24 protein-coding genes are annotated in these 23,507 nt (G+C 37.1%); 11 read left to right on the forward strand and 13 right to left on the reverse strand.

Annotation, left to right across the window (positions count from 1 at the left end):
* The first annotated feature begins 54 nt into the window (after positions 1-54).
* The 3 genes from HS960_RS10295 to HS960_RS10305 all read left to right on the forward strand — a co-directional run bounded on the left by HS960_RS10295 (position 55) and on the right by HS960_RS10305 (position 2,648).
* The gene (locus HS960_RS10295; RefSeq protein WP_159732256.1) at positions 55-1,104 is read left to right on the forward strand and encodes a sensor histidine kinase; all 1,050 of its coding nucleotides are present in this window, start codon (positions 55-57) and stop codon (positions 1,102-1,104) included.
* 3 nt (positions 1,105-1,107) lie between these two features.
* On the forward strand, positions 1,108-1,857 hold the full coding sequence (locus HS960_RS10300; RefSeq protein WP_153845551.1) for a LytR/AlgR family response regulator transcription factor: 750 nt from the start codon (positions 1,108-1,110) through the stop codon (positions 1,855-1,857).
* Positions 1,858-2,120: 263 nt separating this feature from the next.
* Entirely contained in the window at positions 2,121-2,648 is a 528-nt protein-coding gene (locus HS960_RS10305; RefSeq protein ID WP_182332535.1) for a hypothetical protein, read from the forward strand.
* A 220-nt stretch (positions 2,649-2,868) separates the two neighbouring features.
* Here the strand turns inward: HS960_RS10305 and HS960_RS10310 are convergent, their stop codons facing one another.
* Complete coding sequence (locus HS960_RS10310; RefSeq protein WP_159732250.1) at positions 2,869-3,297, reverse strand: hypothetical protein; 429 nt, start codon at positions 3,295-3,297, stop codon at positions 2,869-2,871.
* A gap of 404 nt (positions 3,298-3,701) precedes the next feature.
* On the opposite strand from HS960_RS10310, the gene HS960_RS10315 reads away from it, so the two are divergent.
* The 3 genes from HS960_RS10315 to HS960_RS10325 are packed head-to-tail and all read left to right on the forward strand — an operon-like array spanning position 3,702 to position 5,018.
* Positions 3,702-4,106, forward strand: a complete 405-nt coding sequence (locus HS960_RS10315) for a hypothetical protein (protein WP_182332537.1) — start codon at positions 3,702-3,704, stop codon at positions 4,104-4,106.
* Between the two features lie 2 nt (positions 4,107-4,108).
* Complete coding sequence (locus HS960_RS10320; RefSeq protein ID WP_159732747.1) at positions 4,109-4,504, forward strand: (deoxy)nucleoside triphosphate pyrophosphohydrolase; 396 nt, start codon at positions 4,109-4,111, stop codon at positions 4,502-4,504.
* 55 nt (positions 4,505-4,559) lie between these two features.
* Positions 4,560-5,018, forward strand: coding sequence for a hypothetical protein (locus HS960_RS10325; protein ID WP_182332539.1), 459 nt, complete (start codon positions 4,560-4,562; stop codon positions 5,016-5,018).
* Between the two features lie 596 nt (positions 5,019-5,614).
* On the opposite strand, the gene pgl is transcribed toward HS960_RS10325, so the two are convergent.
* The 5 genes from pgl to HS960_RS10350 all read right to left on the reverse strand — a co-directional run bounded on the left by pgl (position 5,615) and on the right by HS960_RS10350 (position 12,022).
* On the reverse strand, positions 5,615-6,325 hold the full coding sequence (gene pgl / locus HS960_RS10330; RefSeq protein ID WP_182332541.1) for a 6-phosphogluconolactonase: 711 nt from the start codon (positions 6,323-6,325) through the stop codon (positions 5,615-5,617).
* Between the two features lie 17 nt (positions 6,326-6,342).
* Entirely contained in the window at positions 6,343-7,824 is a 1,482-nt protein-coding gene (gene zwf / locus HS960_RS10335; protein WP_182332543.1) for a glucose-6-phosphate dehydrogenase, read from the reverse strand.
* An 8-nt stretch (positions 7,825-7,832) separates the two neighbouring features.
* Positions 7,833-9,251: an NADP-dependent phosphogluconate dehydrogenase gene (gene gndA / locus HS960_RS10340; RefSeq protein WP_182332545.1), complete on the reverse strand. Its 1,419-nt coding sequence runs from the start codon at positions 9,249-9,251 to the stop codon at positions 7,833-7,835.
* 1,357 nt (positions 9,252-10,608) lie between these two features.
* A complete protein-coding gene (locus tag HS960_RS10345; protein ID WP_159728380.1) occupies positions 10,609-10,995 on the reverse strand; it encodes a hypothetical protein in 387 nt (128 codons plus the stop codon).
* Between the two features lie 253 nt (positions 10,996-11,248).
* Complete coding sequence (locus tag HS960_RS10350; RefSeq protein ID WP_182332547.1) at positions 11,249-12,022, reverse strand: MBL fold metallo-hydrolase; 774 nt, start codon at positions 12,020-12,022, stop codon at positions 11,249-11,251.
* A 107-nt stretch (positions 12,023-12,129) separates the two neighbouring features.
* Between HS960_RS10350 and HS960_RS10355 the strand changes: the two genes are divergently transcribed.
* Both HS960_RS10355 and HS960_RS10360 read left to right on the forward strand, forming a co-directional pair.
* Positions 12,130-12,489: a winged helix-turn-helix transcriptional regulator gene (locus tag HS960_RS10355; RefSeq protein ID WP_159728384.1), complete on the forward strand. Its 360-nt coding sequence runs from the start codon at positions 12,130-12,132 to the stop codon at positions 12,487-12,489.
* 89 nt (positions 12,490-12,578) lie between these two features.
* Positions 12,579-13,319, forward strand: a complete 741-nt coding sequence (locus HS960_RS10360) for a class I SAM-dependent methyltransferase (protein ID WP_159728386.1) — start codon at positions 12,579-12,581, stop codon at positions 13,317-13,319.
* Between the two features lie 325 nt (positions 13,320-13,644).
* Here HS960_RS10360 and HS960_RS10365 read toward each other — a convergent pair whose 3' ends face one another.
* Positions 13,645-14,619 carry an Rpn family recombination-promoting nuclease/putative transposase gene (locus HS960_RS10365; protein WP_159728388.1) on the reverse strand — a complete coding sequence of 325 codons (975 nt, stop codon included), beginning with the start codon at positions 14,617-14,619 and terminating at the stop codon, positions 13,645-13,647.
* A 694-nt stretch (positions 14,620-15,313) separates the two neighbouring features.
* Here HS960_RS10365 and HS960_RS10370 point away from each other — a divergent pair.
* Together HS960_RS10370 and HS960_RS10375 are read left to right on the forward strand one after the other, a co-directional pair.
* A complete protein-coding gene (locus HS960_RS10370; RefSeq protein ID WP_159728390.1) occupies positions 15,314-15,871 on the forward strand; it encodes a TetR/AcrR family transcriptional regulator in 558 nt (185 codons plus the stop codon).
* Positions 15,872-15,885: 14 nt separating this feature from the next.
* Positions 15,886-16,731: a sialate O-acetylesterase gene (locus HS960_RS10375; RefSeq protein ID WP_159728392.1), complete on the forward strand. Its 846-nt coding sequence runs from the start codon at positions 15,886-15,888 to the stop codon at positions 16,729-16,731.
* Positions 16,732-16,925: 194 nt separating this feature from the next.
* Here the strand turns inward: HS960_RS10375 and HS960_RS10380 are convergent, their stop codons facing one another.
* Positions 16,926-17,642 (reverse strand): FAD-binding oxidoreductase, encoded by a 717-nt coding sequence (locus tag HS960_RS10380; RefSeq protein ID WP_182332549.1) that lies wholly within the window; start codon positions 17,640-17,642, stop codon positions 16,926-16,928.
* A 76-nt stretch (positions 17,643-17,718) separates the two neighbouring features.
* Positions 17,719-18,573, reverse strand: a complete 855-nt coding sequence (locus HS960_RS10385; RefSeq protein WP_159728396.1) for a helix-turn-helix transcriptional regulator — start codon at positions 18,571-18,573, stop codon at positions 17,719-17,721.
* A 348-nt stretch (positions 18,574-18,921) separates the two neighbouring features.
* Between HS960_RS10385 and HS960_RS10390 the strand changes: the two genes are divergently transcribed.
* Positions 18,922-19,770, forward strand: a complete 849-nt coding sequence (locus HS960_RS10390) for a DUF5694 domain-containing protein (protein WP_159728398.1) — start codon at positions 18,922-18,924, stop codon at positions 19,768-19,770.
* A 347-nt stretch (positions 19,771-20,117) separates the two neighbouring features.
* Here HS960_RS10390 and HS960_RS10395 read toward each other — a convergent pair whose 3' ends face one another.
* The 4 genes from HS960_RS10395 to HS960_RS10410 form a co-directional block, all read right to left on the reverse strand.
* The gene (locus HS960_RS10395) at positions 20,118-20,909 is read right to left on the reverse strand and encodes a hypothetical protein (protein ID WP_159728400.1); all 792 of its coding nucleotides are present in this window, start codon (positions 20,907-20,909) and stop codon (positions 20,118-20,120) included.
* A 461-nt stretch (positions 20,910-21,370) separates the two neighbouring features.
* Positions 21,371-22,174 carry a helix-turn-helix domain-containing protein gene (locus tag HS960_RS10400; protein ID WP_159728402.1) on the reverse strand — a complete coding sequence of 268 codons (804 nt, stop codon included), beginning with the start codon at positions 22,172-22,174 and terminating at the stop codon, positions 21,371-21,373.
* A 19-nt stretch (positions 22,175-22,193) separates the two neighbouring features.
* Positions 22,194-22,595, reverse strand: coding sequence for a GlcG/HbpS family heme-binding protein (locus HS960_RS10405; protein ID WP_182332551.1), 402 nt, complete (start codon positions 22,593-22,595; stop codon positions 22,194-22,196).
* A 39-nt stretch (positions 22,596-22,634) separates the two neighbouring features.
* Positions 22,635-23,426, reverse strand: a complete 792-nt coding sequence (locus HS960_RS10410) for an SDR family oxidoreductase (protein WP_159728406.1) — start codon at positions 23,424-23,426, stop codon at positions 22,635-22,637.
* Positions 23,427-23,507: the final 81 nt, after the last annotated feature.

The following is a 23,507-nucleotide window of genomic DNA, read 5'->3' on the forward strand; positions in this document are numbered from 1 at the left end:
ATTTCAACTAATTTTGTTTAAAAAAAGAACAGCAATAAGTTATTCGAGGTTTAAATGTCATTAGCATTCAGGATAAAGTGGAAGGAGTTTTTGGTTATTTTCCTGATTTATGGAATATGGAGTGTCGCCGTATTTCTCTTTCTGGTACAACTTCAGGGCTTTGATAAAACAGTTGATCAATTTGAAGGTGGAATTAATCTCTATGTAAGTTTTACTCATACAATCATAAAAGGCACGGTAGTTTTCTACGTGCTTATATATCATTTTGCTATACCCGCGATTATGGATCGACGCTGGGGAAAAGTATCAGTCCAGGTCATCGCCTTCTTCACCGTGCTAACTATTTATGAATATTACTGGACATTTTTCGTGCACAGAAGCGATCGAGAAAGCGCCGGAAACCTAAGTCCGGATTCATTTTTTATAACAACAACAATACTAAATATTGCCTCCACCGTTATATCCTATTTTGTGGCCGTTGCTATTTGTTCAAACGTGATTCGCAGGATTAAAGAACAGTTGGAGCGTGAAAAATTAAAAGCGGAATTGGCGGCAATAAAATATCAGATCAATCCTCACTTCCTTTTTAATTCATTGAGCTTAATTTACACAAAAACGTATAAGAGCAATCCTGAAGCGTCACAGGCAGTCCATCTGCTATCAGAAATAATGAGTTACGCATTGGAGGATTGGGGTGAACAGGGAATTGTACCGTTAGCTTTAGAAGCTGAGCAAATAAAAAAAGTTATTCAGATGAACCAAATCCGGTTCAATAACAACATAAAAATAAGCTACAGCGAAGATATTCAACTTAAGGACGCTAAAATCCCTACCTTAACTTTAGTCACGCTGGTTGAAAACGCATTTAAACATGGTGAACTTCATGATGCAAAAAATCAGGTCTCAATTGAAATTATGGCCCGAAACTCCAAAATAAACTTCTTGATAAGTAATAAAAAAAGAAATGGTCCAAAAGAATTATCAAAAGGTATCGGCGTAAATAATGTGCAACAACGCCTGAATCTGATGTATGGCAGCACACACACATTTACAATTAAGGAAGACGAAAATTATTACATAACCGAAATAGTTATAAATATCTAACATATGATAAATTGTATCGTAATTGACGACGAACCACACAATATCGAACTGCTGACACTACATATTGAACAGATTCCCTATTTAAATTTAGTGGGTACTGCAGCCGATCCAATAGCTGCATTACAGTTACTTAACAACACGGAGGTCAATCTGTTGTTTTTGGATATTCAAATGCCGGGAATAACTGGATTGGAATTTTTGAAGATGTTGAATGAAAGATATAAGGTAATTCTCACGACCGCATACAGAGAATATGCCCTTGAAGGATTTGACCTCAATGTTGTGGACTACCTATTAAAACCCATATTTTTTCCACGTTTTCTACTAGCGGTGGAAAGGGCGCAACAACAGCTTTCGATCGACGCTAAACAAGAGGAAGAATTTATATTTGTCAAAACAGAATATAAAGGGAAGCTGGTCAAAATTAAGCTTAACGAAATCGTATACATTGAAGCTAAAGCAAAATATGTCTGTTTTTACACCGCTGATGACAAAAGTATTATGGTCCAGCTCAACATAAGTGCTTTAAACAATATATTACTGCCTGATCGCTTTATGCGAATCCATAAGTCTTTTATCATTGCTACTCCATTTATTGTAATGATCAATGGGAATATGGTTCAATTAGAACATTATAAAAATGCCGTACCTATCGGACAGACCTATCGAGATTCGTTCATGAGCCGGATGACAAAAAAAGTTCTCAATAATATGGTAAAAGATCCGCTCAACTCAGCTATTTCAAAAGACTAGTGTGAACCTGATAAGAGCTGCAATACTTACACGATAGTTGTCCTTGTTCTGTCTGTCAGCAAGAATGTCTTCGTCAATGTGACTTAAATGTGAAATTAATCAATTCGACTTCTAATTTAGCATCTGACATATACAATCTTTGTAAAAAAGAATCCGATCAATATGAAGATAGAAATGCAAGCTTATATTAGTGTTCTGCTTGGCTCGAATATTGCAATTTTGCAGGAATAAAAACCTGAAATCTTACTTGTAAATTAGTTTTGATGGAAAAACACCAAATAATAGAGAAACTGAAGGAATTTTATCCGACTGATATTTCACTGGATGATATTGCTGCCTATGCTAATTCGGAACCTTATAAGAAAAAGAAGAGCTATATCGATAGCGCATGGTCCGACCGTAATCAATGGGATCTATTGAAGGCTTCCTTATCTGATCTATCAACTGAAATTTGGGACTACTCCTTTATGGGCGGAAGCCCCTGTTATCACTTTTCCTTTATCCAAGAAGAAAATAAAGAGATTTTGTACTCTTTATTTGTTAGTGTAATTTTACCATATTATGCAATCAGGATTATGAATATATCCAATCTTGATAAATCTTTTGATCCTATAAGTGCTATCGAATCTCGGGTATTTGAGAAACTGGAAAATAAAGTAAAAAATGTCTTCCCAAAACATCGGATTATAAGGGATAAAGCGTTGCTACAGACAAAGGTTGATATTTTCGAGGCTGATGGTGAATATCCGCCATCGATACAACATCTATTGTTCTCGACAATTGAAACGTAAGGATCTTCCTACTTCAGTCGGTGTCGGGGGCTATCTAGGACAAACAAGGTGTATGTAAGCGGTACGCGGGAGATACCGAAAAGTCTTCAAAGGTTAACAATAAACGTATTCAATAACTTAAAATAGCAGAATTAGTACTGAAGAACTAAAGATCACACAGCCCAATCATCGGATCGGGCTGTATAGATTACAAATTGAAAAAAAATTGATATAACAGTATTTAATCATCACTAAATTTTGAAATCAATTTTTCCTTGATATCGATAGAAAAATATAAGTGGTGTATTTTATAGCTGTTATTCTCATAATACTGCTTTTTAAACTCCTCATATTTATCATTTTTATAGATTACTATACTTTGATATCCGACTATGTTGACAGCTTTATCTTGACCCGAATATAGCACAAAATCAGAATTTGCATGTTGCTTGTCAATAACAATTGTTACCAAATTGTCATTGGTCGTTTCAATATATTTAGACGGCTTGAAAATTGAATAATGTTTATCAAGTGTGATGATGCATTTATTACCTAATCTTTTCCAAACGGTAATATAATGACTATCATCAAGCCTATATATAGACCTTGACTGATCAAATACTAGAAGTAAAAGAGCAATAAAACCAATGATTTTAATAATTGTTCTCATTTTTTATTTATCATACATAAAAGTTCTTTGTCTAAAAAGACTTATTCCTGGTTTGTGCCCAATAGATACCCTTTCTGCCTGCAATAAATCCCGCCGAGTAATTTCCAACATCTCTCGCACTAACAATATTCTCTAAAAAATCTATGCTGCGATAAAGATATGTAATTGTCATCTCCTAACTACCGCCGCCATATCGTTTAAAGTCATATTTTTCCCTCTTTTTGTCCCATTTACCATGGAAGAAAGGATGCTAGGAGCTTCATTCTTTATATATTGATCACACAATGCCCAAAGATCAAATCCGAGATGAGATAAAATCACTCAAACATCTTTTCAGCTTGAAAATAAAACCAGAATAGATACGTATTAATTATTACTTTTGACGACATTACTCCTACTGCACCATGATGAGCTATCTGCATAAAGTTAAACCAGTCGATCAAAGATTCCACGAATGGGTGGATAACATCAACAAAACTGAAAGGATTGATAAATCTATAATTGCGTTCAATTTCGGGCTTTTCGAATCAGAAGAAGGTTTCACCATGTATCTCACTGGCTCAAAAGTTTTCGATAAAGATGATGACGATTGGGCTACCAATAGGAACTTTGAGCCTAAACAGAAATATTTTTCATTCGGTAATGAGTTTTTAAAAGATAAAGACTGGCAGGATATTTTAAAATATGCTGAATGTCTAGTTCAAGCATATGTAAAATCCGAAGATTTCAAAACTTCAATTTTTGCCCAAGCGATAGCAATAACGGTGGGATTTGATGATGGCGAGTTAACGATAATAAAATCTCAATAACTATGGATCTTATCACAGTTGTTTGCGGGATTATATTCAAAGATGATCTTGTTCTGATTTGTCGACGGAAACCTGAAAAGTCTTTAGGGGGCTATTGGGAGTTCCCTGGAGGTAAGGTTGAGGATGGTGAATCTAATGAAGAATCGCTGCTTCGGGAATTGATCGAAGAGCTCAACTTGAAAGTCAAAATCAAACAGCACTTTTTCGATACTGTACATCAGTACGATAATGGCGCTATCAAATTGATCTCGTTCATTTGCGAGACCGAGAATATAGCTTCAGAATCTACCGATCATGATCAACTCGAGTGGGTAAAGGTTAGCGATCTATTAGACTGGAAACTCGCTCCGGCAGATATACCTATTGCGAAGAAACTGATTGAAGAATTTAAAGGCTAGAGATTGCAAAGAGTTTTAGAAATAATCCAAGACACTAAATATAAAAACGCCCAAAATGATATTTAAAGATTTTTCAGAAAATGAGCTCCACTTGTTCATGAATGGCAAACTTATCTACAAACGATGGTTGGATACGGGCGTGTCAAAAGTGTTCGACGTAATGGCATATGACAAATACACCCTTGCCAGCATTAAAGAGCTTACCAACCAATATGGATTATTGATAGTCAAGGCAAGAATAAAGCGAACACCTACTGAGCAAGGCGGTCGAAAAACAGGCATCATCTCAGGATATAGCCCCAATCACGTGTTTGAATATACGTCAGAAGGTAAATTACAGCGGACTTATATAGGTAATATAAATTTTGAGGGCGAAGATCTAATGCCTGGACAAGAAAGAATTGCGACTATTCGCTTTCTCCTTGTAAAAGAGCTGGAGCAATATTTGACAAAAGGTCGTAAATGGTGGCTACATGAAGGACCTAAACTTATTGGTGAAGCAGAGATTTTATAGAGGATAAGCTAATCACCTCAACAAACAATAATATGTCTAAAAATTTCAGATAAACGGATATAACCGAAATGAGTTCTACATCGAAAGTAAACTCCCTCTTGCCGAAAAGATTATAAATCAAACGGGCACGACAAAGGAAAAAAGACGTATCTTTCTACAAGCGCAGTATAATCTAGTACTATTCCATTCATGAATGGAAGCCGTTGGTTAAACTGCCAGGAAATTTTTAGTATAACAGAACGCCATGAGAGCCTTTTTATTAACAGTAATTGCCACCCTCGTCAATTTCACATATAGTTAAGCGCAGAAAGATCCTGAGGTTAGAATTGCATTATCAAAAATGAATGCTGCAACAGTCGCTTTGTTAACTGTTATTTTCAAATCGAATAGACCAATTGACTATATTTAAGTTTCCCTACTCATTCCTTGGGTACCACATTAAAGGCGTCTTGGCACGACGGATCGCCCGAGACATAGGATAAAAAAGATCCAATATTTCCATAAGGGGCTATAACTGTATTGACAAGAGTACTTAAGCACCCTTGTCAATCGTTAAGGGAGCCTTTTTGGCTAGAGTCCCCTCTAGTTAAATGATATTAAATTCCAGCTTCTTTATCGGTAAAAATCTGGACTCCTGCTTTCTTTTCAATTAACTGTAGTGGATATAGTTCAGGATTATATACACCATTAAGAACTTCATTCAAAGCGTTTCTCTTGGATTTACCAAAGGTAACAATCAGAATATTTTCAGCTTTATTGATAATAGGTTCAGTCAAAGTAATTCTGAACATTGCCTGTGGCTTTAGATAGTAGGCATCAACCCATTTTTCTTTTTCTTGTAAGATCTTTTCTCCTGGAAACAGAGAAGCTGTGTGGCCATCATCACCCATTCCTAAAAGAATGAAATCAAAAATACCGTCAGCTCCCAAAACATTTCTGATTTGGGCTTCGTATGCTTTAGCGTAATTTTCAGGCTCAATTCCCTCTTTATACATGGGGAAAATCTGATTTTTATTGACCGGAACCTTATTCAAAAGTACTTCCAAAGTCATCTTAAAATTACTTTTCTCGTCTTCAAGAGAAACCCATCTTTCATCTACCCCAAAAAAATGGATTTTGTTCCAAATTATTTTATCTGAATATTCGGGAGTAGCTAATAAACTAAAAATGGCTTTCGGTGAAGAGCCACCACTCAACGCGACCACAAATTTATCATGCTTCTGGATCGCTTTTTTCGAAAGCTCAACAAATGTATCTGCCGCTTCTTTATATAAAGCATCCAGATTATTAAATATCGTAATATTCATTCTCTTTTCATTAGATTTTAAACCCACTGATGTCCCTGCCGCTCGACCAGTGCATCACTGTCATCAGGTCCCCAGTTTCCTGAAGCATAATTTGGGAACGATGGGTCTTTGGTTTTTTCCCAGGTTTCCTGAATCGTTTTTATCACATCCCAAGCTTCTTCTACCTGATCAGAGCGCATAAACAGTGTAAGGTCTCCCACAAGTGCTTCCAATAAAAGAGTTTCATAAGCTTCGGGCGTATCGGTCTGACAGGCAAAATTATCGAAAATCATCTCCACAGGTTTAAGCTCTAAAGACAAGCCTGGTTTTTTAGACATAAACTGCAATCTGATGTCCATTTGTGGCTGGATATTAATAACCAATCGGTTTGCCGACAGAAGCGAGGTGCTTTCTGAAAACGTAGAATTTGGAAGTGGCTTAAAGTGAATCGTTATATAAGAATGCTTTTCTTTCATTTTCTTACCGGTACGAACATAAAAAGGAACATCCTCCCATCTTTCATTATCCAGATAAAACTTGATAGCGACAAATGTTTCCGTATTGGAATCATGAGCAATTCCCTCTTCCTGGCGATAGCCATTTACTTTTAGCCCGTTTACTTTGCCTCGTCCGTACTGTCCTCTTACGGCATAATGATCTACTTTTTCGGGAGAAATCCTACGGATGGATTTTAAAACATCAACTTTACGATCCCTGATCTCACCCGATTCAAGTGAAGCCGGAGGTTCCATAGCAACCATACAAAGAATTTGCAAAAGATGGTTCTGAATCATATCGCGCAAAGCTCCTGTCTGCTCATAAAAACTGGCTCTTGTTTCCACACCTACTTCTTCGGCAACCGTAATCTGTACCGATTCTATATGTCTGTGGTTCCAAAGCGGTTCAAAAATTGAATTTCCGAACCTGAACGCCAAAATATTCTGAACGGTTTCTTTACCTAAATAATGATCAATGCGATAAATCTGTTCTTCCTGGAAAGTTTGTGAAAGAAGATTATTTAGCTCAATGGCAGATTCTTTATTGTGACCAAAAGGTTTTTCGATAATAATTCGATCTGTTGCAGGATCAGATGCTATAGATGTATTTTTAAGATGATTTGAAATTACCGATACAAAGTTTGGTGCAATCGACAAATAGAAAAGTCTGTTGCCTCTCATTCCGTACACCTTATCAAAATTTTCCAGTTTCTGATATAAATTCCGATAAGAGCTTTCTTCATCAAGCTGATGTTGAAAATAGCTGATGTGCGCCTGAAAACCAGCCCAATCTTCCTTAATTACAGTTTTCCTGGAAAAACTCTCCAGATTTTCTTTAATATAAGCGCTGAATTTTTCATCCGTATTTTCGGCTCTTCCTAAAGCTAAAATATTAAACCCTTTTGGCATTCTGCCATCGATATATAAATTGTAGAAGGCAGGAAAAAGCTTTCTTTTCGCCAAATCCCCTGTTGCACCAAAAATAACGATCGTTGTTGGATGCAGGATTGTATTGTCACTCATTGTTAGATTCAGTTATTTGGGTTTTGCCATGAGGTATGAAAGACTCCTTCTCTGTCAGTTCTTTGGTAAGTGTGTGCACCAAAATAATCACGCTGAGCCTGAAGCAGGTTTACAGGTAAAGATGCTGTGGTATAAGCTTCGAAATACCCTAGAGCCGACTGAATTCCTAAGCTTGGAATTCCGTTTGATACAGCAAAAGCAGCTGTTTTTCTTAATGAAGAAATTTTATCTTTTACAATTTCTGAAATTTCCTGATCCAATAAAATATTAGATAAATTCTCGTATTTTGAATAAGCCAGATAAAATTTTTCCAATAAAACCGAACGGATGATACATCCACCCCTCCAGATTTTAACAACATCTTTTAACGGAATTTCAAACTGATATTCTTCAGAAGCTTTTACCAATAATGCCAATCCTTGCGCATAACTGATTAAAGTAGATAAATACAAAGCATCCCCCACCTCTTTGATGAACAATTCTGTATTTTCAGGAGTTTGTACTTCTTCTTTAGCATATAATTGCGAAGCTTTCACGCGCTCATCTTTGTAAGCGGATAAAATTCTTGATGTTACTGCAATATCGATGGTTGGAATAGACACTCCAACTTCCATAGCCTCCTGGGAGGTCCATTTTCCGGTTCCTTTTGCTCCTGCTTTATCTAAAATCTTGTCGACAAGAAAACCGTCTGTTACATCATCTTTTTGCTGGAAAATATCTCTTGTTATTTCAATAAGGAAAGAATTCATCTCGCCTTCATTCCATCTTTTGAAAACTTCATACAATTGGTTATTGGTAAGATTAGCTCCTTTTCTCAGTAAATCGTATGCTTCACTGATTAATTGCATGATGGCATATTCAATACCATTGTGAACCATTTTAACGTAATTCCCTGCAGCTCCTTTTCCCATATAAGCGGTGCAGGGCTCCCCTTTTACTTTTGCCGAAATAACTTCCAGCATAGGCTTCACCAAATTGAAAACTTCCAAATCTCCACCCGGCATAATACTCGGTCCTCTTCTTGCCCCCTGCTCTCCTCCAGAAACTCCCATTCCCATAAAATGAAGGTTTTTAGAAGCTAAATCGGCTATACGTCTCTCGGTATCTTTGAAATAAGAATTTCCCGCATCAACGACAACATCTTTTGGACTCAGAAGCGGTGTTATGCTTTCAAGAACAGCATCAACCGGTTTTCCTGCAGGAACCATCAAAATAACTTTTCGCGGACTGTCTAAACTCAACACAAATTCCTCTAGAAAAACAGTTCCAACAACCTTTGTACCTGAAGCAACTCCTTTACGAAGTTCGATTACCTTTTCTTCATCTAAATCGAATCCTACGACAGAAAAACCATTATCGGCAATATTGTAAAGCAGATTTCTTCCCATTACACCCAGACCAATGACCCCGTAATTATACTTTTCCATTCTTACTTAAAGTTTAGTTTATGCATCAAATTTACTGAAATGCATGCCAGCAAAAAAATTATCTAAAATTTTCTTTCAATTGTGACATTAGTTATCGTCGACTGGAAAATGTCATTGGTTATTTGGTTACGAGCTTCCAATATAAAAGGACAGTGCCTTAAACAATACTAGTCAATACAAGTCTTAACATATCCGAATTCAAAATTATTTTATCAGGTATCGTATCAAAGCCCACATTTTCATCAACTTCTGAGAATCCTATTTGATTAGGTTCAAATTGAAAAACGTAGAATTTTTTATTAAACCAAACATCAAGCATTATTGAACCAGATGAAAATTTCATATATTCATACTTCAAATTATTCTTTTTCAAGAACTCAATCGTATTGTTGAACATTATTAAGTAATCCTCCATTTCTATTTCCTTGTTAAAAAAATTCCCCTGAATTTCGAAGAAAAATACTGAATCCACCGACTGATTTGATTTCAATCCTATATCCTATTGTCAAAGCTGCAATGGAACAATTGGCATGATAAGTTACAAACTTATCATCTAAATACCCTACATTCTATCATTAGACCCCGATTCATAGTCCCATGCTGATCTCTAATCCGGTTTGGGGCACAAAGTGGGATGCTTATTTTTCTTTTATGCTGGATGTCCAGTTCAGTCATATGTAAAATCCGAAGATTTCAAAACTTCAATTTTTGCACAAGCAAAGGAAATAGCAGTGGGATTTGATGATGGCGAGTTAACGATAATAAAATCTCAATAACTATGGATCTTATCACAGTTGTTTATCGCGAAAGAATTGATTGAAAAAAGAAGGAAAAAATACCAGATAAAGAAGGGTAGATAAAACTCATGATCTATTAATAAAAACATCAAAAAGAACAAGCATGATAACGAATATTCCCAGAGCAATTGGTCGGGTATACCAATATGATGGCTGTCCGAACCTTTTCACAATAAGTCCAACAATAATGCTAAAAATGGCTAGAAACAAGCCCGATGCTTGATTATCATTCATACGCTAAAAATAAGTAAAAGAATTGACACGCTAGGTCCTAAATCAATTCCTAACTTTACTTGAAAAACGAGTCCCGTTATAAGGAACATAACTGGAATCCGTAGTTTTTATTTACACATTTAGTGGGACAGGTCCGAAAAAAATGAAAAAGTTTTTTACTTGGTTAATGTATGTCGCTGCTTTTTTTTCTGGAATTATTATATTGTTGTTTATTTATTTGTCTGTTGACCCATTTCGTAAACAAAAACAAAGAAAACTTTATTATAAAAGGATCGAAGAAATAAAAACACGTAGGAATCTTTACTGACAATCATATTTTAAAAGCTCTACATCTTCTGCGCCAAAGGCCCATCTTTAGTGACCAGACTAGACCAACCCGGAAAAGACCCTACGGTTAGCTTTGCGATCAATCTGGACGCTAGAAATATATTGACCACCGTTTCTTCCCCCAAATCCCAGGTTACCTCGACAGGTGAAATCGCATCAAATGCTTCAAGGTTTTCTTTGACAAACTCAGCAGGATTTAAAAACGGTAGATTCTCCCTTTTATGCCATTCAGATTCTCTCGGAGTAGGAACGCTATTGTATAACCAAATATCTCCAACTATTCTTTCCTCATTCAATAAGTATGCATAACAAACCTTATCGTCATCTTCGATAAGTACGGCGAATTCTGGACGATCGTTTGATACATATTTTGTTAAACTTCCCATAAAATAGCTAATTTAAAACAACGAAGTCTGTGCCGTATCACTCCACAGTGGAGTCAATCCCTCCCCTATCGAAAGCTTCATAACGGTGACTTGTTCAAAGAGATTGTTCAGCATAGCGCTAAGATAACATTTATATCAGAAAAAAGGCTGGATGGATCCAGCCCTGATAAAGATCTTATCCTATTTTAAACACTAAACCAAGCAATTGTGTTCCATGGAAAAACTATGCTTAAAATTATATCTTGGATTCATGCTATGGTTTTACAACTTCAATACGCTCTCCATCGGCCGGAATAAATGTCTTTTGCAGCAATCCCTCCTTCTCCAATCTTTGCTTTAACTCAAGGCGCGTGGTAGGACAATGATTGATGGCTTCCATGTGATTTGCCAATACTTTGCCTGGCGCATCACGGATAAACTTTACAATATCGTCCATTGTCATCAATAGTGGTCTGCCGAAATCGAATTGTGCCGAACCGCAAGCTAGCACAGATACGTCGGGCTTGTAGGTAGCCAACACCTTTTTTACGTCATCGGTATAAATGGTATCTGCACTTATATATACCGATTCTTCATCGGATGACTGCCATACGAATCCATACACATGCCCCATTGGTTTTCTTACCCAGCCATAGCCATGAACTGCAGGTGTCGCAGTAAGTTTGCCTTTCAGAAACGAGATTGTCTCCCAATAATCAATCGCTTGCAGGACATTTAACCCCCATTTTTTTAATTGGCGGGCGTGGTTTTCACCGCACAGGACGGGAATTTTACGGCTACGCAAAAACTCGATTCCTACCGCATCGATATGGTCGGGATGCAGGTGTGTAATCAAGCAATAATCGATTTTCTGCAACAGTTTTTCGCTTTCAATGGGTAAATCAACCAAAGGGTTGCGACGGGGTTTGAAACGGAAAAGGGTTAGCGGAACAAATGTCTTTGACTTTCCCAATAAAGGATCAACCAATATAAAGTTGTCTTCCGATTCGATAATAATAGTGGCATTACGTATTTGATGTATTGTCATAGTGATAACGTATTTAAATTCCTAACTTAGCTGGTAAATTTCGGTACAACCTTCGGCTAACGAAAGATATTTACCCAGAGGTTTCCCGGTTACAAAATTGTTACCTAATGAATTATAAGGAATTTGAAAACTGTTCCGTAAATCTTTTTTTCAGAATATTTTCCGGGAAGTGGAAGCCCTTGATCCTCCATCATTTTTTTTATACGGGTGATGAACGCTTCATTGAATTGTGGCGTAAAATGCCCAAGGTTTCCAAAAAAGTATTATTAGAACAACTAAAAGAAATGGAAAACGATGGAATTGTGGTTCGAAAACAAGTGAACACCTTTCCTCCGGAAGTATATTATGGGTTATCTGAAACGGGTAAAAGTCTAGAGCAATTGCTGCTTCATATTGAATCATGGATGGAAAATTACCAGGTTCAGCATACTACCGGGTTAGATCCTATGAAAGAAAAGCAAAAATAGGAAATGGTAAATGGTTTAATACAGGGGTCTGTGATACTGTCCCCTGATAAAAGGATGTATCTTAACCTATTAAAATTTATTGTCAGATTATGAAGCAGAACAAATATGACGACCAAACATTCTTCGATCAATATAAAAATATGGACAGATCTATTAAAGGTCTTGAAGGTGCCGGAGAATGGCATGCGTTAAAAAATATCCTTCCGAGCTTTGATGGCAAAAATGTATTGGACCTGGGCTGCGGTTTTGGCTGGCATTGTCGTTATGCTATTGAAAACGGGGCCAAAACAGTAACAGGTGTCGACCTTTCCGAAAGGATGCTCAATAAGGCGAAAGAAATCAATGACCTGCCTGGCATCACTTATATCAGAAGCGCATTGGAGGATATCACGTTTGAGGAGCAGGAGTTCGACTGCGTCATCAGTTCCCTTACATTCCATTACATCAAAGACTTTGATCCGCTCTGCATGCATATAAACCGTTGGCTAAAACCGGGCGGCAGTTTTGTGTTTTCTGTTGAGCATCCGATATTCACTGCAAGACCCGACCAAGACTGGGTTTACGATGCATCCGGAAACAAGTTATACTGGCCCGTGGACCATTACTTTGAAGAAGGAAAGAGGGAAACACATTTCTTACAAAACAATGTAATAAAATACCATAGGACACTTACCACTTATCTTACAATCCTGCTTGCCAATAACTTTGCCATCGATTTAGTTACTGAACCACAGCCAAACATGGAAATGATTAACAGTGTCGCCGGAATGGCAGACGAACTCAGAAGGCCTATGATGCTGATCGTGTCGGCACAAAAAAGGCCGGAATAATCCAGCCCTGATATATAGTTATGATCCCAATAAAGAGATAGTCGGTTTCAAAAAATAAAAAAACCTTGAGGAGGGGGATCTCAAGGTTTTTACTACCTGTTATTAACCTAATTTATGAAAGTATTGGTATAACAATGGTTAGTTCGCTTTCGTTTGATCTTTTTATAAAAAGGTTGAGTTCGTCTCTTCGGCCTTGTATTTATTTCTATTTAAATGAGAGCTTATTCAAAATGGTATTGGTTAAGAAACCAACTTAACCTATAAAAAGAAAAAGGCCGCTTAGACAGTATCCAAGTGGCCGTAAAACCTTATATGGTTATATACTCTATTTTCCTTTAGCTTTCTCTTCCTCGATCTGCTTTACAAACTCTACAGTGACGTCCGCTAATTCGGCTATCTCCGATATCGAAAACTTATTCGAAGACAAAAGATTTTTTATTACTTCCGCCTTTCCTTCGGCTTTTCCTATAACTTCTCCCTCTGCTTTTCCTTCTGCTTTTCCTTTAGCCTCTCCTTCGGCTCTTCCCTCAGCCATTGCTTTTTCGCGCGCTCGTTTCAATAGCTCCTCCTGACTACTTCGGATACTCTCGGCATCCCATTTATTCCTTAAACTTACGTTGTACATCTCTCGTTCCTCCGGTTTTAGTTTGCTATACTCTGCTAACTGAAATAACTTCTCAAAAATAGGCTTACGCAAATAAGTGGAAAGTCCATTTAGCGAAGACATATTTTTGAGTACATAAAGCCAACGATCTAAATCATTAACTAACTCTGCATCAGCTTTTACAAAGTTAACCAATTCCACATATATAAAGCCTAGATCGTCATAAAATATTTTACCATGATCTCGATAACATAAACAAATATCGTGCAGAAAATACTGCTCATCCCCCGCATCAGGCATTGCAAATCCATCCATCAGTACAATGATATAAACTTCACTAATTGCATAATTCCAAGCCCTTCGGTTGCCTTTGGGTGCCTGATCCGCTATCAATTTACTGCTGTAATAAAGCATGCGCTTTTTCAAATTATCCTGCGCCGTGCGCTGCACTTCAATAATAAAACGTTCGCCATTGTCTGCCGTACAGGTCAGATCAAAAATAACGGTACCGATATCCTCTGTATCCCCGACATGCTCATTTTTGTTATAATACAGGTCAGCAATAACCTTGCGCCCTCTAAAGAGTTCGTTTAAGAAAGCGATCAGAAGATCTTTATTGGTATCTGATCCGAAAGCTTTTTTAAAACCATAATCTGTTGTAATATCGATATATTTCGATTGTTTCAACTCACTCATAATACATTGTTTTTAAATTGGTTAACAATGCAAATATATGTAAATAAATATTATAATACTAATATTTTTAGCATTATAATACTATTCTGTATATGAATTAAAACAAGGTTCCCGATGAAGAAGATCATTCCCATCCTACCCACTCCTCGGATCGGGTTTTAGCGGCATCTTGCCACAGCGAATCACCTCAATGGAAGAGCAACCGTATTCTAGGACCTTTGCCTTCCAAAGGCGGAAGAATAGGCTTGCGACTCTCGGTCTCAAAGAGGGCCATACCTGCTGCGAAAGGCTTATGCTTGTGCATTGATAATGCTTAAAAATTAGATATTGGATCATTGTTTTGATTATCTATGTCCTAGTTTTTAAAGCTCGATTTAAGGGAGAAAAAATGATTTATGCTACTAATAAAAATCCTCTATTATTAATCAATAAGGGAGACAATTTTAGCTAGATGTCCGCTTGAGCTAAATGTTAACCGGCTTTGGCTTCGATCTAAGCGAAAGGTCGTAAGATTAGCTGGAATTACATCTGTTCATTTCCTTTGAAATATTGTTCAAAAGTTGACAAAGGGTTGTTAAAAAGTGATAGTTCCCTTTGGAATTTTAACGATACTTAATGACAATTGGACCAATTAATTATAATTTCACCTATAAACTCACACATATATAAGACATTTGTCATACATTTGTGCCAAATGAATAGAGAAAAGCTAATTTATAGTGCAGTAAAAGTTTTAAATGAAGACTTTCACGCTCCTTTAGAGCGAGTAGCCGAGGTTGCACAAATCAGTAAGCGAACTTTGTATCGGTATTTTAAGGATAGAGATGCACTTATAACTGCCTGCTATGTCGATATGCTTGAAACCTGGTATATCGCTATGGTTTCTGCATTTAACAGCGATACTGATCCGGTCAAACAATTGGAAGCAATGCTATACGCAGCTATCGACAGCGGTGTAAAATATATTTTCCTACACGCCCTTGAGGAGAGGCAGGTTGATGTCGCAGCGATGGACAAAGAAAAAGTTATTGCCTATGAACAAGCAAAAGAAAAGTGGTTTGCTATAGTTCCCCAGCTGCAGGCGAAACACATTATAGACAATCGTTTGTCCTCAGCCTGGATCAGACATCTCTTTGCCAGTGTGGCAAGAGCAAGTGTGAAGGCTTTAAATTCTGGTGACGTCGCTCCGAATGATCTTAAAAAATTTGCCTGGCTATCATTTAGCCGCAGTATAGGAATCGTGGAGTCTTAAATATATAATCAACTATGATACAATCTTTTTTGCTAATAGGGCAATCAAATATGGCCGGCCGCGGAATTCCGGATTCAGTGCCGCCTATCATCAACGAATCAATAAAGATGCTTCGCAATGGACGCTGGCAGATAATGGCCGAACCCATACACAATGACAGGCCTATGGCTGGTGTGGGGCTTGCATCATCATTTGCTGCCTCCTGGCATGCGGATCACATTGGCGAGGAGATCGGCCTTATCCCTTGTGCTGATGGCGGTACCAGCTTAAATGACTGGCAGGTTGGTGGCGCACTCTTTGACCACGCTATTTTTCAGGCTAAACTTGCTCAACGTAGCAGCCAGTTGACAGGAATATTGTGGCATCAGGGAGAAAATGATTCTTCCATCGAACTGGCCGCAAAATACGGTGAAAAGTTTGATAGTATAGTCAATGAGCTACGGAAGCAATTAGGGGCTCCTGAAGTTCCCCTGATTATCGGCGCGATAGGCGATTTTTTGCCTTATGGTCTATTTGGGGCGCATTTCAATGATTACCATTTGGTCAATAGCGCCTTACAAAAATACGCAGCATCGCACAACAATTGTAACTTCGTCTCGGCAAAAGGGTTAACTGCAAACGAAGACCAAATTCATTTCAACGCGTCGTCGCTTAGAAAATTCGGACTACGATACTATCAGGCATTTTTAAATGCAGCAGATGTGACCGAAGCTTTACCTGATGAAGATGGATTATTAGGGAAGATTTATGGACGTGAACTGTCCCCCAACGAAAAGAAGTTTATTTTAGATGTCAACTTTGCATCTGGGAAAATCTCATTAAGTGAATTCCAGCATCAACTGAAATTGATCGATAAATAATTCAAGATTCATGTTAATCCAAATGGCATAAAAAACAAAGTAAGAATATAAAAACCTTAACAATCAGTTATGGGTGGTATCTACCTTATTCAGCTACACACTTGGCATTACGGATTACAAAATATCGTTCAATCACCTATGCCATCTACAGGACTAAAAATACAAATAAATACGCACAGTTTAACCGCATCGATCTATAATCCTTTTTTACCCGCTAACCAGTAGCCGTGTAAAAAAACATTGCCATTGGTTTTTTCTTTAATGATTTTTCTAAGCAGCTGAGCCGATTTTGCGTTACCTGTCAACACGAAATTAGCTTCTTGCCAATCCGGGGTATTGATCATTGGTAGCTTGCTGACCCATTCCTCCATGCTGAACGAAAAGTTTTTGGGAAATATCAGGCAATTTTCCAAACCCAATAATTTTGGAACGTTTTTGTTCTCTTCATCCAATTCAAAAAGGAACACAAACTGATGGTTGTTTTTCTTTAACATTGGAAGAAAAGAACAAGCAAGTGCTAACGAGGTTTCATCGCCAAAAATTACAAACCTTTGAGTCGTTTTATCATAATACCTGCTTTCTCCTCTCGGCTTATACATCACGATGTTGTCGCCCACTTTTAAATCCGACATATAATGACTTCCGCAACCTTTACCATTCAAATAAACGATGAATTCAAACAAGCCCTTTTCAGTATCTGCATAAGAAACGGTATATCTCCGCGCCTCTGTAGCATTAATTCTAAAGTCGATGAACGAACCTACCGCGAATTGTACATTTTTTAAATCCCCTTTAAAACAAATCTTCTTGACAGATTTTGATAAAGAGACTGCTTCGACAACCTCGGTCAAAGGTAGCTTGGGCGTTAAGAAATCTAAGGTATCAAATAACCATTTTGGTGCACTTGGCATAGTATTATATTTTGTTCAAAGCAAAGTACAGCAGAATCAATCGTATAAAATAGAACGGAAAAGAGTAGGTATTGGATTAATCGTGGTTTTTGCTACGAAATGTCAAAGCGGTAATTCCTGCAACTTTTACAAATAGTCGTGAAAAATAGGGATAGTCATCGTAACCTAATTCGGCTGCAACCTCTTTTACCGATTTATCGGAATGATATAGCAGCCGCTTTGCCTCTAAAATAATACGTTGTTGTATATGATGTGAAACAGAAAAACCCGTTACGTTCTTTACACATTCATTTAGATAAGCAACGGAGATGTTTAATGCTGCGGCATAGTCCGCGGGGCGTTTCATGTGCACAAAATTTTGCTCGAGCAATTCTGAAAATGCCTTCTGAATTATTTCAAAACGCGACAATTTTTCTGCTGGTTTTGACTGCTTGAGGAACTGCGACATAAATAGGGCGACCAATGTATTGCAACTGTCTTTCAGCTGCAAATGATATAACTTGTCTTCTTTTCTGTCATACAGGTTTCTACATAAAAGAAAACACGCTTGGATAATCGCTAAATCTGTGCGTGAGCATAACGATAATGGCTCGATAGGCGTATTGCGCTGCAATAATTTTAGGTAATCCGCATTTAAGTTTTCATTGGATATTGTTAAAATAAATCCACTTATATTTTCGACTTTCAAAGCTCTGTGAACCTGATTTGGCGATTGATATAGTATAGTTGGCTTATCTATCAAATATTTTTTAAAGTCTATTTCGGTATACGAGATACCACTTTCCTGCAATACGAAAAGGTGATAGTCGTGTCGATGTGCATGATTAAACTCTTTACTCCCGGGAATTTCTGATGCTATACGAACAACAGCGATTCCATTAAAATTGCTGTCCCAGCTCCTGACAGGAATGGATGCCCTGTGTTTTTGCATAGATTTTAAACTATTGTTAAATACAAATGTAAAAAATAAATGCCCCATAAACGGTTCAACCGATCTATTTATTCAGAATAAAAAGCATTGCGATGGCAACTCAAAGGTGGTATTCATCTTGTTATATTGGCCAAATACTAAACGATATTATGATCCACAGGCATTTATTCCTAAAGTATTCACAGAGTTGGATGAAAAGTTAATGAGAAGTATAGGCTTGCAACAGTAAAAACAACCATAGTTGGTCCTATAATGATTTATTATTCGTGACTGTTCATTTATTATTCGTAGCAGATAAGTAATCCCTATTTATTAGTTTCGTGAATTATTTATTTTTAACACTATTATATGCAAAATTCTTATTTTACTAAAATTTTCACAGTCCTTTTCCTGATACTTTTTCAATTTTCAGTGCTATCGGCTCAGGAGAAAATAAAGGTTATTTTACTCGGAACCTATCACTTCAATAATCCAGGAAACGATATGATTAAAGTACAGGATAGAAATATCCTATCCCAAGAAAATCAAAAGGACCTGGATAATGTCGTAGAAAAAATCTATTCATCTGATTATAAACCTGAACAAATATTTGTTGAAAGCAACTTTAACGAAAAGAAACAGTTAGATGCACATTACAAGTTTTATTTAAAGAATCAATATAACGCGTTCACCGATACAATAAAAAGCGAACGGATGAGAAGATTTTTTAAGGAAGGTGAAACGGTTCAACTGGGATTTCGATTGGCAAAAAAATTGAAACATCAGGAATTATATCCAATTGATACACTGATCGAAATGAGATTCGATATTTTGATGAAAGAGGTTAATTCCAACCCTACCTTAAAAAAAGAACTTGATGAAATAAAATTGTCAATATCGGATAAGTGTCTGGAAGAAAAGAATTTGAGTCAAATCTTTTTATGCATGAATGAAAAATCGAAACTAGACAACAATATTGGCTTTTATTTTTCATTCGCAAACAAAATTATGATCGGGAAAGATTATTTTGGTGCTAGACTCGTTACTGATTGGTATAAAAGAAATTTAATTATGTATGCCAATATTCAAAATCAAATTAAGCCCGGTACAAAAACCATCTTTATTTTGGTTGGAACCGGACATGCTTCAATATTTAGAACATTTTTTGAGGTTGATAAAAAGTTTGAATTAGTGGATCTAACAAAAATCTTTAATTAATATTAGGAAATCAGAGTTTACAACTCTTACTCCATGGTGAAATTATCTTTCATTTTAATGTCACCATGGAATTATTGGAGATTTTTTTAAAGAGGTTTTATCCAGCATATTCGTATGAATCGATTCACAAATTAGGTCCATCGAAGACTACGTTTCATTAAACATTCGATATATTCTTTGAATTCAATCGGAGTACCGTCACAACATTTATGCTGCTTTTTTCAAATAAAAGGCACCCTTATTAACCGATAAGGGTGCCTTTTTGGCTAGATGTCCGCTTGGGCCAAATGTTAATCGGCTTTGGGCTTTGATCTAATTTAAAGTTAGGTATATTTTTGGATTTCAGCTTATTCTTTCGTTAATAAAAGGGCTATATCCTGTTTTGCAAGCACATGGCCTTTATGGACAATATTACTCTTGAGATAAAGGAAACATTGATTGCTATGATCGAGTCGGCCTACTGACACTTTTATAGACTTTATATCCAGTTCTCCCATTTCTGCAGGAACGACTTTATTCGGATCTGAAATTAATTTTCCATCTTTCTTAAATTCTTCGAGTTGCCAAGAGTAACCTGTCCAAGGTCCTGCGACCAATGTTGTCTGTTTGGCATCCAAAGTGATCTGTCCTTTATATTCCAAGCCCAGACTATCAACTCTGACCCTTTGGTCTTTTAAATCGATAACTAGATATTTTAAATAATCGCCGAAGTCTTTAGGCTCGAAATGGATACTATTGTCCTTGCGGATGATCTTGAGCTCCATAGCCCCTATTTTGTCTATTTTGATAGATTGGGAGAACTCCATAAAAGCAGCATACTCCTCTTCGCTAATACCTAGATTTTTGTGATATGGTATAGGCTCTCCGGGTTTTAACTCCTTCATGGTTTTGAAAAACCAATCTTCATTGGCTTTCATGGCTTGTTTCATCTTCCCAACAATTGCAAGCTGCGATGCATTCGGTCGGGGAATTCCCAACACCGCAGCCGTATAGTTGCCTTCAGGAAGTTGCCCGTCAATGAACTGAATTGCCAACGCATTGCTGTCCACCCCTGATTGCTTTTGTGCAGAAACATTGAAGGAAAATATGAATGCCACTAGCACCCCATAAAAACGAAAATATTGGTATAGAAATGTCATGTTCAATGTATTTGATCGATGAAATTACGGTTTAATCCTGACAATCCGCCATCTTCAGCGCCAAAGGGCCGTCTTTAGTGAAGATACTATACCAGCCTGGCAGGATCCCTCTCCAACTATTCTTCCTCCTTCAATAAGTATGCATAACAAACCTTATCGTCGTCTTCGTTATATCGTTATGATCCTCATAATGGAATGGTCGGTTCCTAAAAAAATAAAAAAACCTTGAGGAGAGGGATCTCAAGGTTTTTACTACCTGTTATTAACCTAATTTATGAAAAGTATTCTTATAACAATGGTTGATTCCTTTTCGTTTGATCTTTTATAAAAAACTCACCGACCCGATCACGGGTCTGTTGTCCAATTCGTTCCCTCGATCGCGGTGCCGGACGACTGAGTCGTTGTTGTCGCGATATAGCTTGAGCAATACGCTCAATTGTCGTAAAAATTCCATTGTTCTATTAGAGCCCAGTTGTGGTTGTTCCAAATTTTTCTTTAAACGAAGCATAAAAATGGGATAAGTTCTCAAACCCTAGATCCAGATAAAAATCGGATGGCTTTTGTTTTTTGTGCCTGATTAAATAATGGGCTTCGTCCAAACGCTTTGCCAATAACCATTTTTTTGGCGTTGTACCAAATGCTCTAGCAAAATCACGTTTAAAGCCGGAAAGACTTCTTCCGGTCAGTTTTGCAAAAGATGTTACTGATACATTGAACATAAAATTCTGGTTCATAAATTCTTCCAAATCTATTTTGTAGGGTTCGGAAAAATCGAACAGAATTTGTTTAAAATCAGGGTTGCACTGTAATAATAACTCGATGGCTTCCCTGATTTTTAAATCTGCCAATCGTGGCGTTGCTTCTTTTTTCTTATTGATATACGGAGCCAATGAAACGAAATAATTTTGCAGAAAATCATCCGGTTCAAAAAACAATTTCTGTTTGCCGGTGTATTTTTTGTCCACCACAATTTTATTTTCAAAAGCATACTGTTGCAATGTTTCCTTGTCCAACGTAATGGATACAAATTGGTATTTCCCCGATTTTGCAGGATATTTTATCGTTCTTATTAATTGATTTTTACGAACCAATACGACGACGTTTTCAGGAATTACGCTATTTCCATCAGCATGAAAAGCGTGTGTTTCTCCCGATAATTGAAATCCTAAGAAATGCTCGGGAATAAACTCTTCATTTCCTCTATGCTTTTCAAATACACAGGAATAGACCAACTTATCAAAAATAATTTCACGCTTTGCTTCCATACCACAAATATCTTAAATTTTAATTCAACCCGACAGCTCCTGCACCCGCGATTTCTTTATCCTGTTCTGGAGAGCCCCCCGAAGAAGCTATAGCCCCAATGATATTCCCGTTTTTATCCTTTATCACAACACCTCCAGCTATGGTCAATAGTCCATCATTTGAATTCAGCATTCCATATCCGTGAATATCTGCGCCGGAAACGATTGTGCCCATTATGTCACTATCTACACCGAACATTACGGCAGTTCTGGCTTTTTTTACGGCAAATTCTATTACACCAAAGACACTGTCTAATCTTGCAAAAGCAAGCAGATGTCCCCCAGCATCAACCACTGCAATGCTTACGGGAATGTTTAAAGCTTTCGCTTTTTCTATGGAAGCATTTAAGGCTTTCGTTGCTTCGTTATAAGTTATGTTCATTTTTCAATATTTTATGATCCGTGCTTTGTGGATTTCTATTTAGCTTTTAGCCGTCCAGGCTTCTGCCTGCAATTGTTTTACAAAATCTTCAGTTTCTTTTGGATGTACATTTCTAAAGTTCGAATTTTCATCCAGAGCCACATCAACGATGCACTCCGCCATCGATTGAGGATCTAACTGGTTGGCCAAAGCTTCGGCAGTACCATCGAATGCAGATGGAGGTGTAAAATTGTTATCGGGATTGTACCAACGGGAAATTGTATCAACACCTCGATCATTAAAACCGGTTCCAAAAATACCCGGATTACAGGTTGCAATCTTGATATTGAATGGTGCCAATTCTGTTTTCAACCCTTCAGCGATTGATCCCATTGCGTGCTTGGATGCACAATAAGCGGCCACATAAGGAACAGTCCATAATTCTCCCATAGAAGTTGTGAAAACAATTTTACCAGGTCTTTTTTCGTCAATAAATTTTTTGATAAAACCTTGTGCCAGTTGCAATCCACCAAAAACATTGACATCAAACATCGAACGGATTAGATCTATAGGCTGCTCCGCAATCGGACCACCTTCCATAATTCCGGCATTACTGATCAAAATATCGATATCGTATTTTTTAGTGATATAAGCGATATCTGTAGCATTGGTTACATCCAATTTATCCACAGTCAATTCTACGCCTTGCTCTTTGGCTTCTCTTATCAAGTCGCTCATTTGCGGATAAACTTGCGCTGTTGCAATCACCTTATGTCCTTTTTTTGCTAAATCAAAAGCGGCAATTTTTCCAAATCCACTTGCAGCTCCTGTGATTAAAATTCTCTTGCTCATATTTTCTGTATTTAAAAGTTATACAGCAAAATTGGACTAATTAGCGATGAAATTAATTCGTGAGAAGTTCAAAATTATATT

The organism is Sphingobacterium paramultivorum (assembly GCF_014109745.1).
Classification (GTDB): domain Bacteria; phylum Bacteroidota; class Bacteroidia; order Sphingobacteriales; family Sphingobacteriaceae; genus Sphingobacterium; species Sphingobacterium paramultivorum.

Excerpts from the sequence above, each read along its gene's own strand:
- HS960_RS10295 (WP_159732256.1), top strand. The coding sequence starts at position 55 with ATGTCATTAGCATTCAGGATAAAGTGGAAGGAGTTTTTGGTTATTTTC.
- HS960_RS10300 (WP_153845551.1), top strand. The coding sequence starts at position 1,108 with ATGATAAATTGTATCGTAATTGACGACGAACCACACAATATCGAACTG.
- HS960_RS10305 (WP_182332535.1), top strand. The coding sequence starts at position 2,121 with ATGGAAAAACACCAAATAATAGAGAAACTGAAGGAATTTTATCCGACT.
- HS960_RS10310 (WP_159732250.1), bottom strand. The coding sequence starts at position 3,297 with ATGAGAACAATTATTAAAATCATTGGTTTTATTGCTCTTTTACTTCTA.
- HS960_RS10315 (WP_182332537.1), top strand. The coding sequence starts at position 3,702 with ATGATGAGCTATCTGCATAAAGTTAAACCAGTCGATCAAAGATTCCAC.
- HS960_RS10320 (WP_159732747.1), top strand. The coding sequence starts at position 4,109 with ATGGATCTTATCACAGTTGTTTGCGGGATTATATTCAAAGATGATCTT.
- HS960_RS10325 (WP_182332539.1), top strand. The coding sequence starts at position 4,560 with ATGATATTTAAAGATTTTTCAGAAAATGAGCTCCACTTGTTCATGAAT.
- pgl (WP_182332541.1), bottom strand. The coding sequence starts at position 6,325 with ATGAATATTACGATATTTAATAATCTGGATGCTTTATATAAAGAAGCG.
- zwf (WP_182332543.1), bottom strand. The coding sequence starts at position 7,824 with ATGAGTGACAATACAATCCTGCATCCAACAACGATCGTTATTTTTGGT.
- gndA (WP_182332545.1), bottom strand. The coding sequence starts at position 9,251 with ATGGAAAAGTATAATTACGGGGTCATTGGTCTGGGTGTAATGGGAAGA.
- HS960_RS10345 (WP_159728380.1), bottom strand. The coding sequence starts at position 10,995 with ATGGGAAGTTTAACAAAATATGTATCAAACGATCGTCCAGAATTCGCC.
- HS960_RS10350 (WP_182332547.1), bottom strand. The coding sequence starts at position 12,022 with ATGACAATACATCAAATACGTAATGCCACTATTATTATCGAATCGGAA.
- HS960_RS10355 (WP_159728384.1), top strand. The coding sequence starts at position 12,130 with ATGAATTATAAGGAATTTGAAAACTGTTCCGTAAATCTTTTTTTCAGA.
- HS960_RS10360 (WP_159728386.1), top strand. The coding sequence starts at position 12,579 with ATGAAGCAGAACAAATATGACGACCAAACATTCTTCGATCAATATAAA.
- HS960_RS10365 (WP_159728388.1), bottom strand. The coding sequence starts at position 14,619 with ATGAGTGAGTTGAAACAATCGAAATATATCGATATTACAACAGATTAT.
- HS960_RS10370 (WP_159728390.1), top strand. The coding sequence starts at position 15,314 with ATGAATAGAGAAAAGCTAATTTATAGTGCAGTAAAAGTTTTAAATGAA.
- HS960_RS10375 (WP_159728392.1), top strand. The coding sequence starts at position 15,886 with ATGATACAATCTTTTTTGCTAATAGGGCAATCAAATATGGCCGGCCGC.
- HS960_RS10380 (WP_182332549.1), bottom strand. The coding sequence starts at position 17,642 with ATGCCAAGTGCACCAAAATGGTTATTTGATACCTTAGATTTCTTAACG.
- HS960_RS10385 (WP_159728396.1), bottom strand. The coding sequence starts at position 18,573 with ATGCAAAAACACAGGGCATCCATTCCTGTCAGGAGCTGGGACAGCAAT.
- HS960_RS10390 (WP_159728398.1), top strand. The coding sequence starts at position 18,922 with ATGCAAAATTCTTATTTTACTAAAATTTTCACAGTCCTTTTCCTGATA.
- HS960_RS10395 (WP_159728400.1), bottom strand. The coding sequence starts at position 20,909 with ATGACATTTCTATACCAATATTTTCGTTTTTATGGGGTGCTAGTGGCA.
- HS960_RS10400 (WP_159728402.1), bottom strand. The coding sequence starts at position 22,174 with ATGGAAGCAAAGCGTGAAATTATTTTTGATAAGTTGGTCTATTCCTGT.
- HS960_RS10405 (WP_182332551.1), bottom strand. The coding sequence starts at position 22,595 with ATGAACATAACTTATAACGAAGCAACGAAAGCCTTAAATGCTTCCATA.
- HS960_RS10410 (WP_159728406.1), bottom strand. The coding sequence starts at position 23,426 with ATGAGCAAGAGAATTTTAATCACAGGAGCTGCAAGTGGATTTGGAAAA.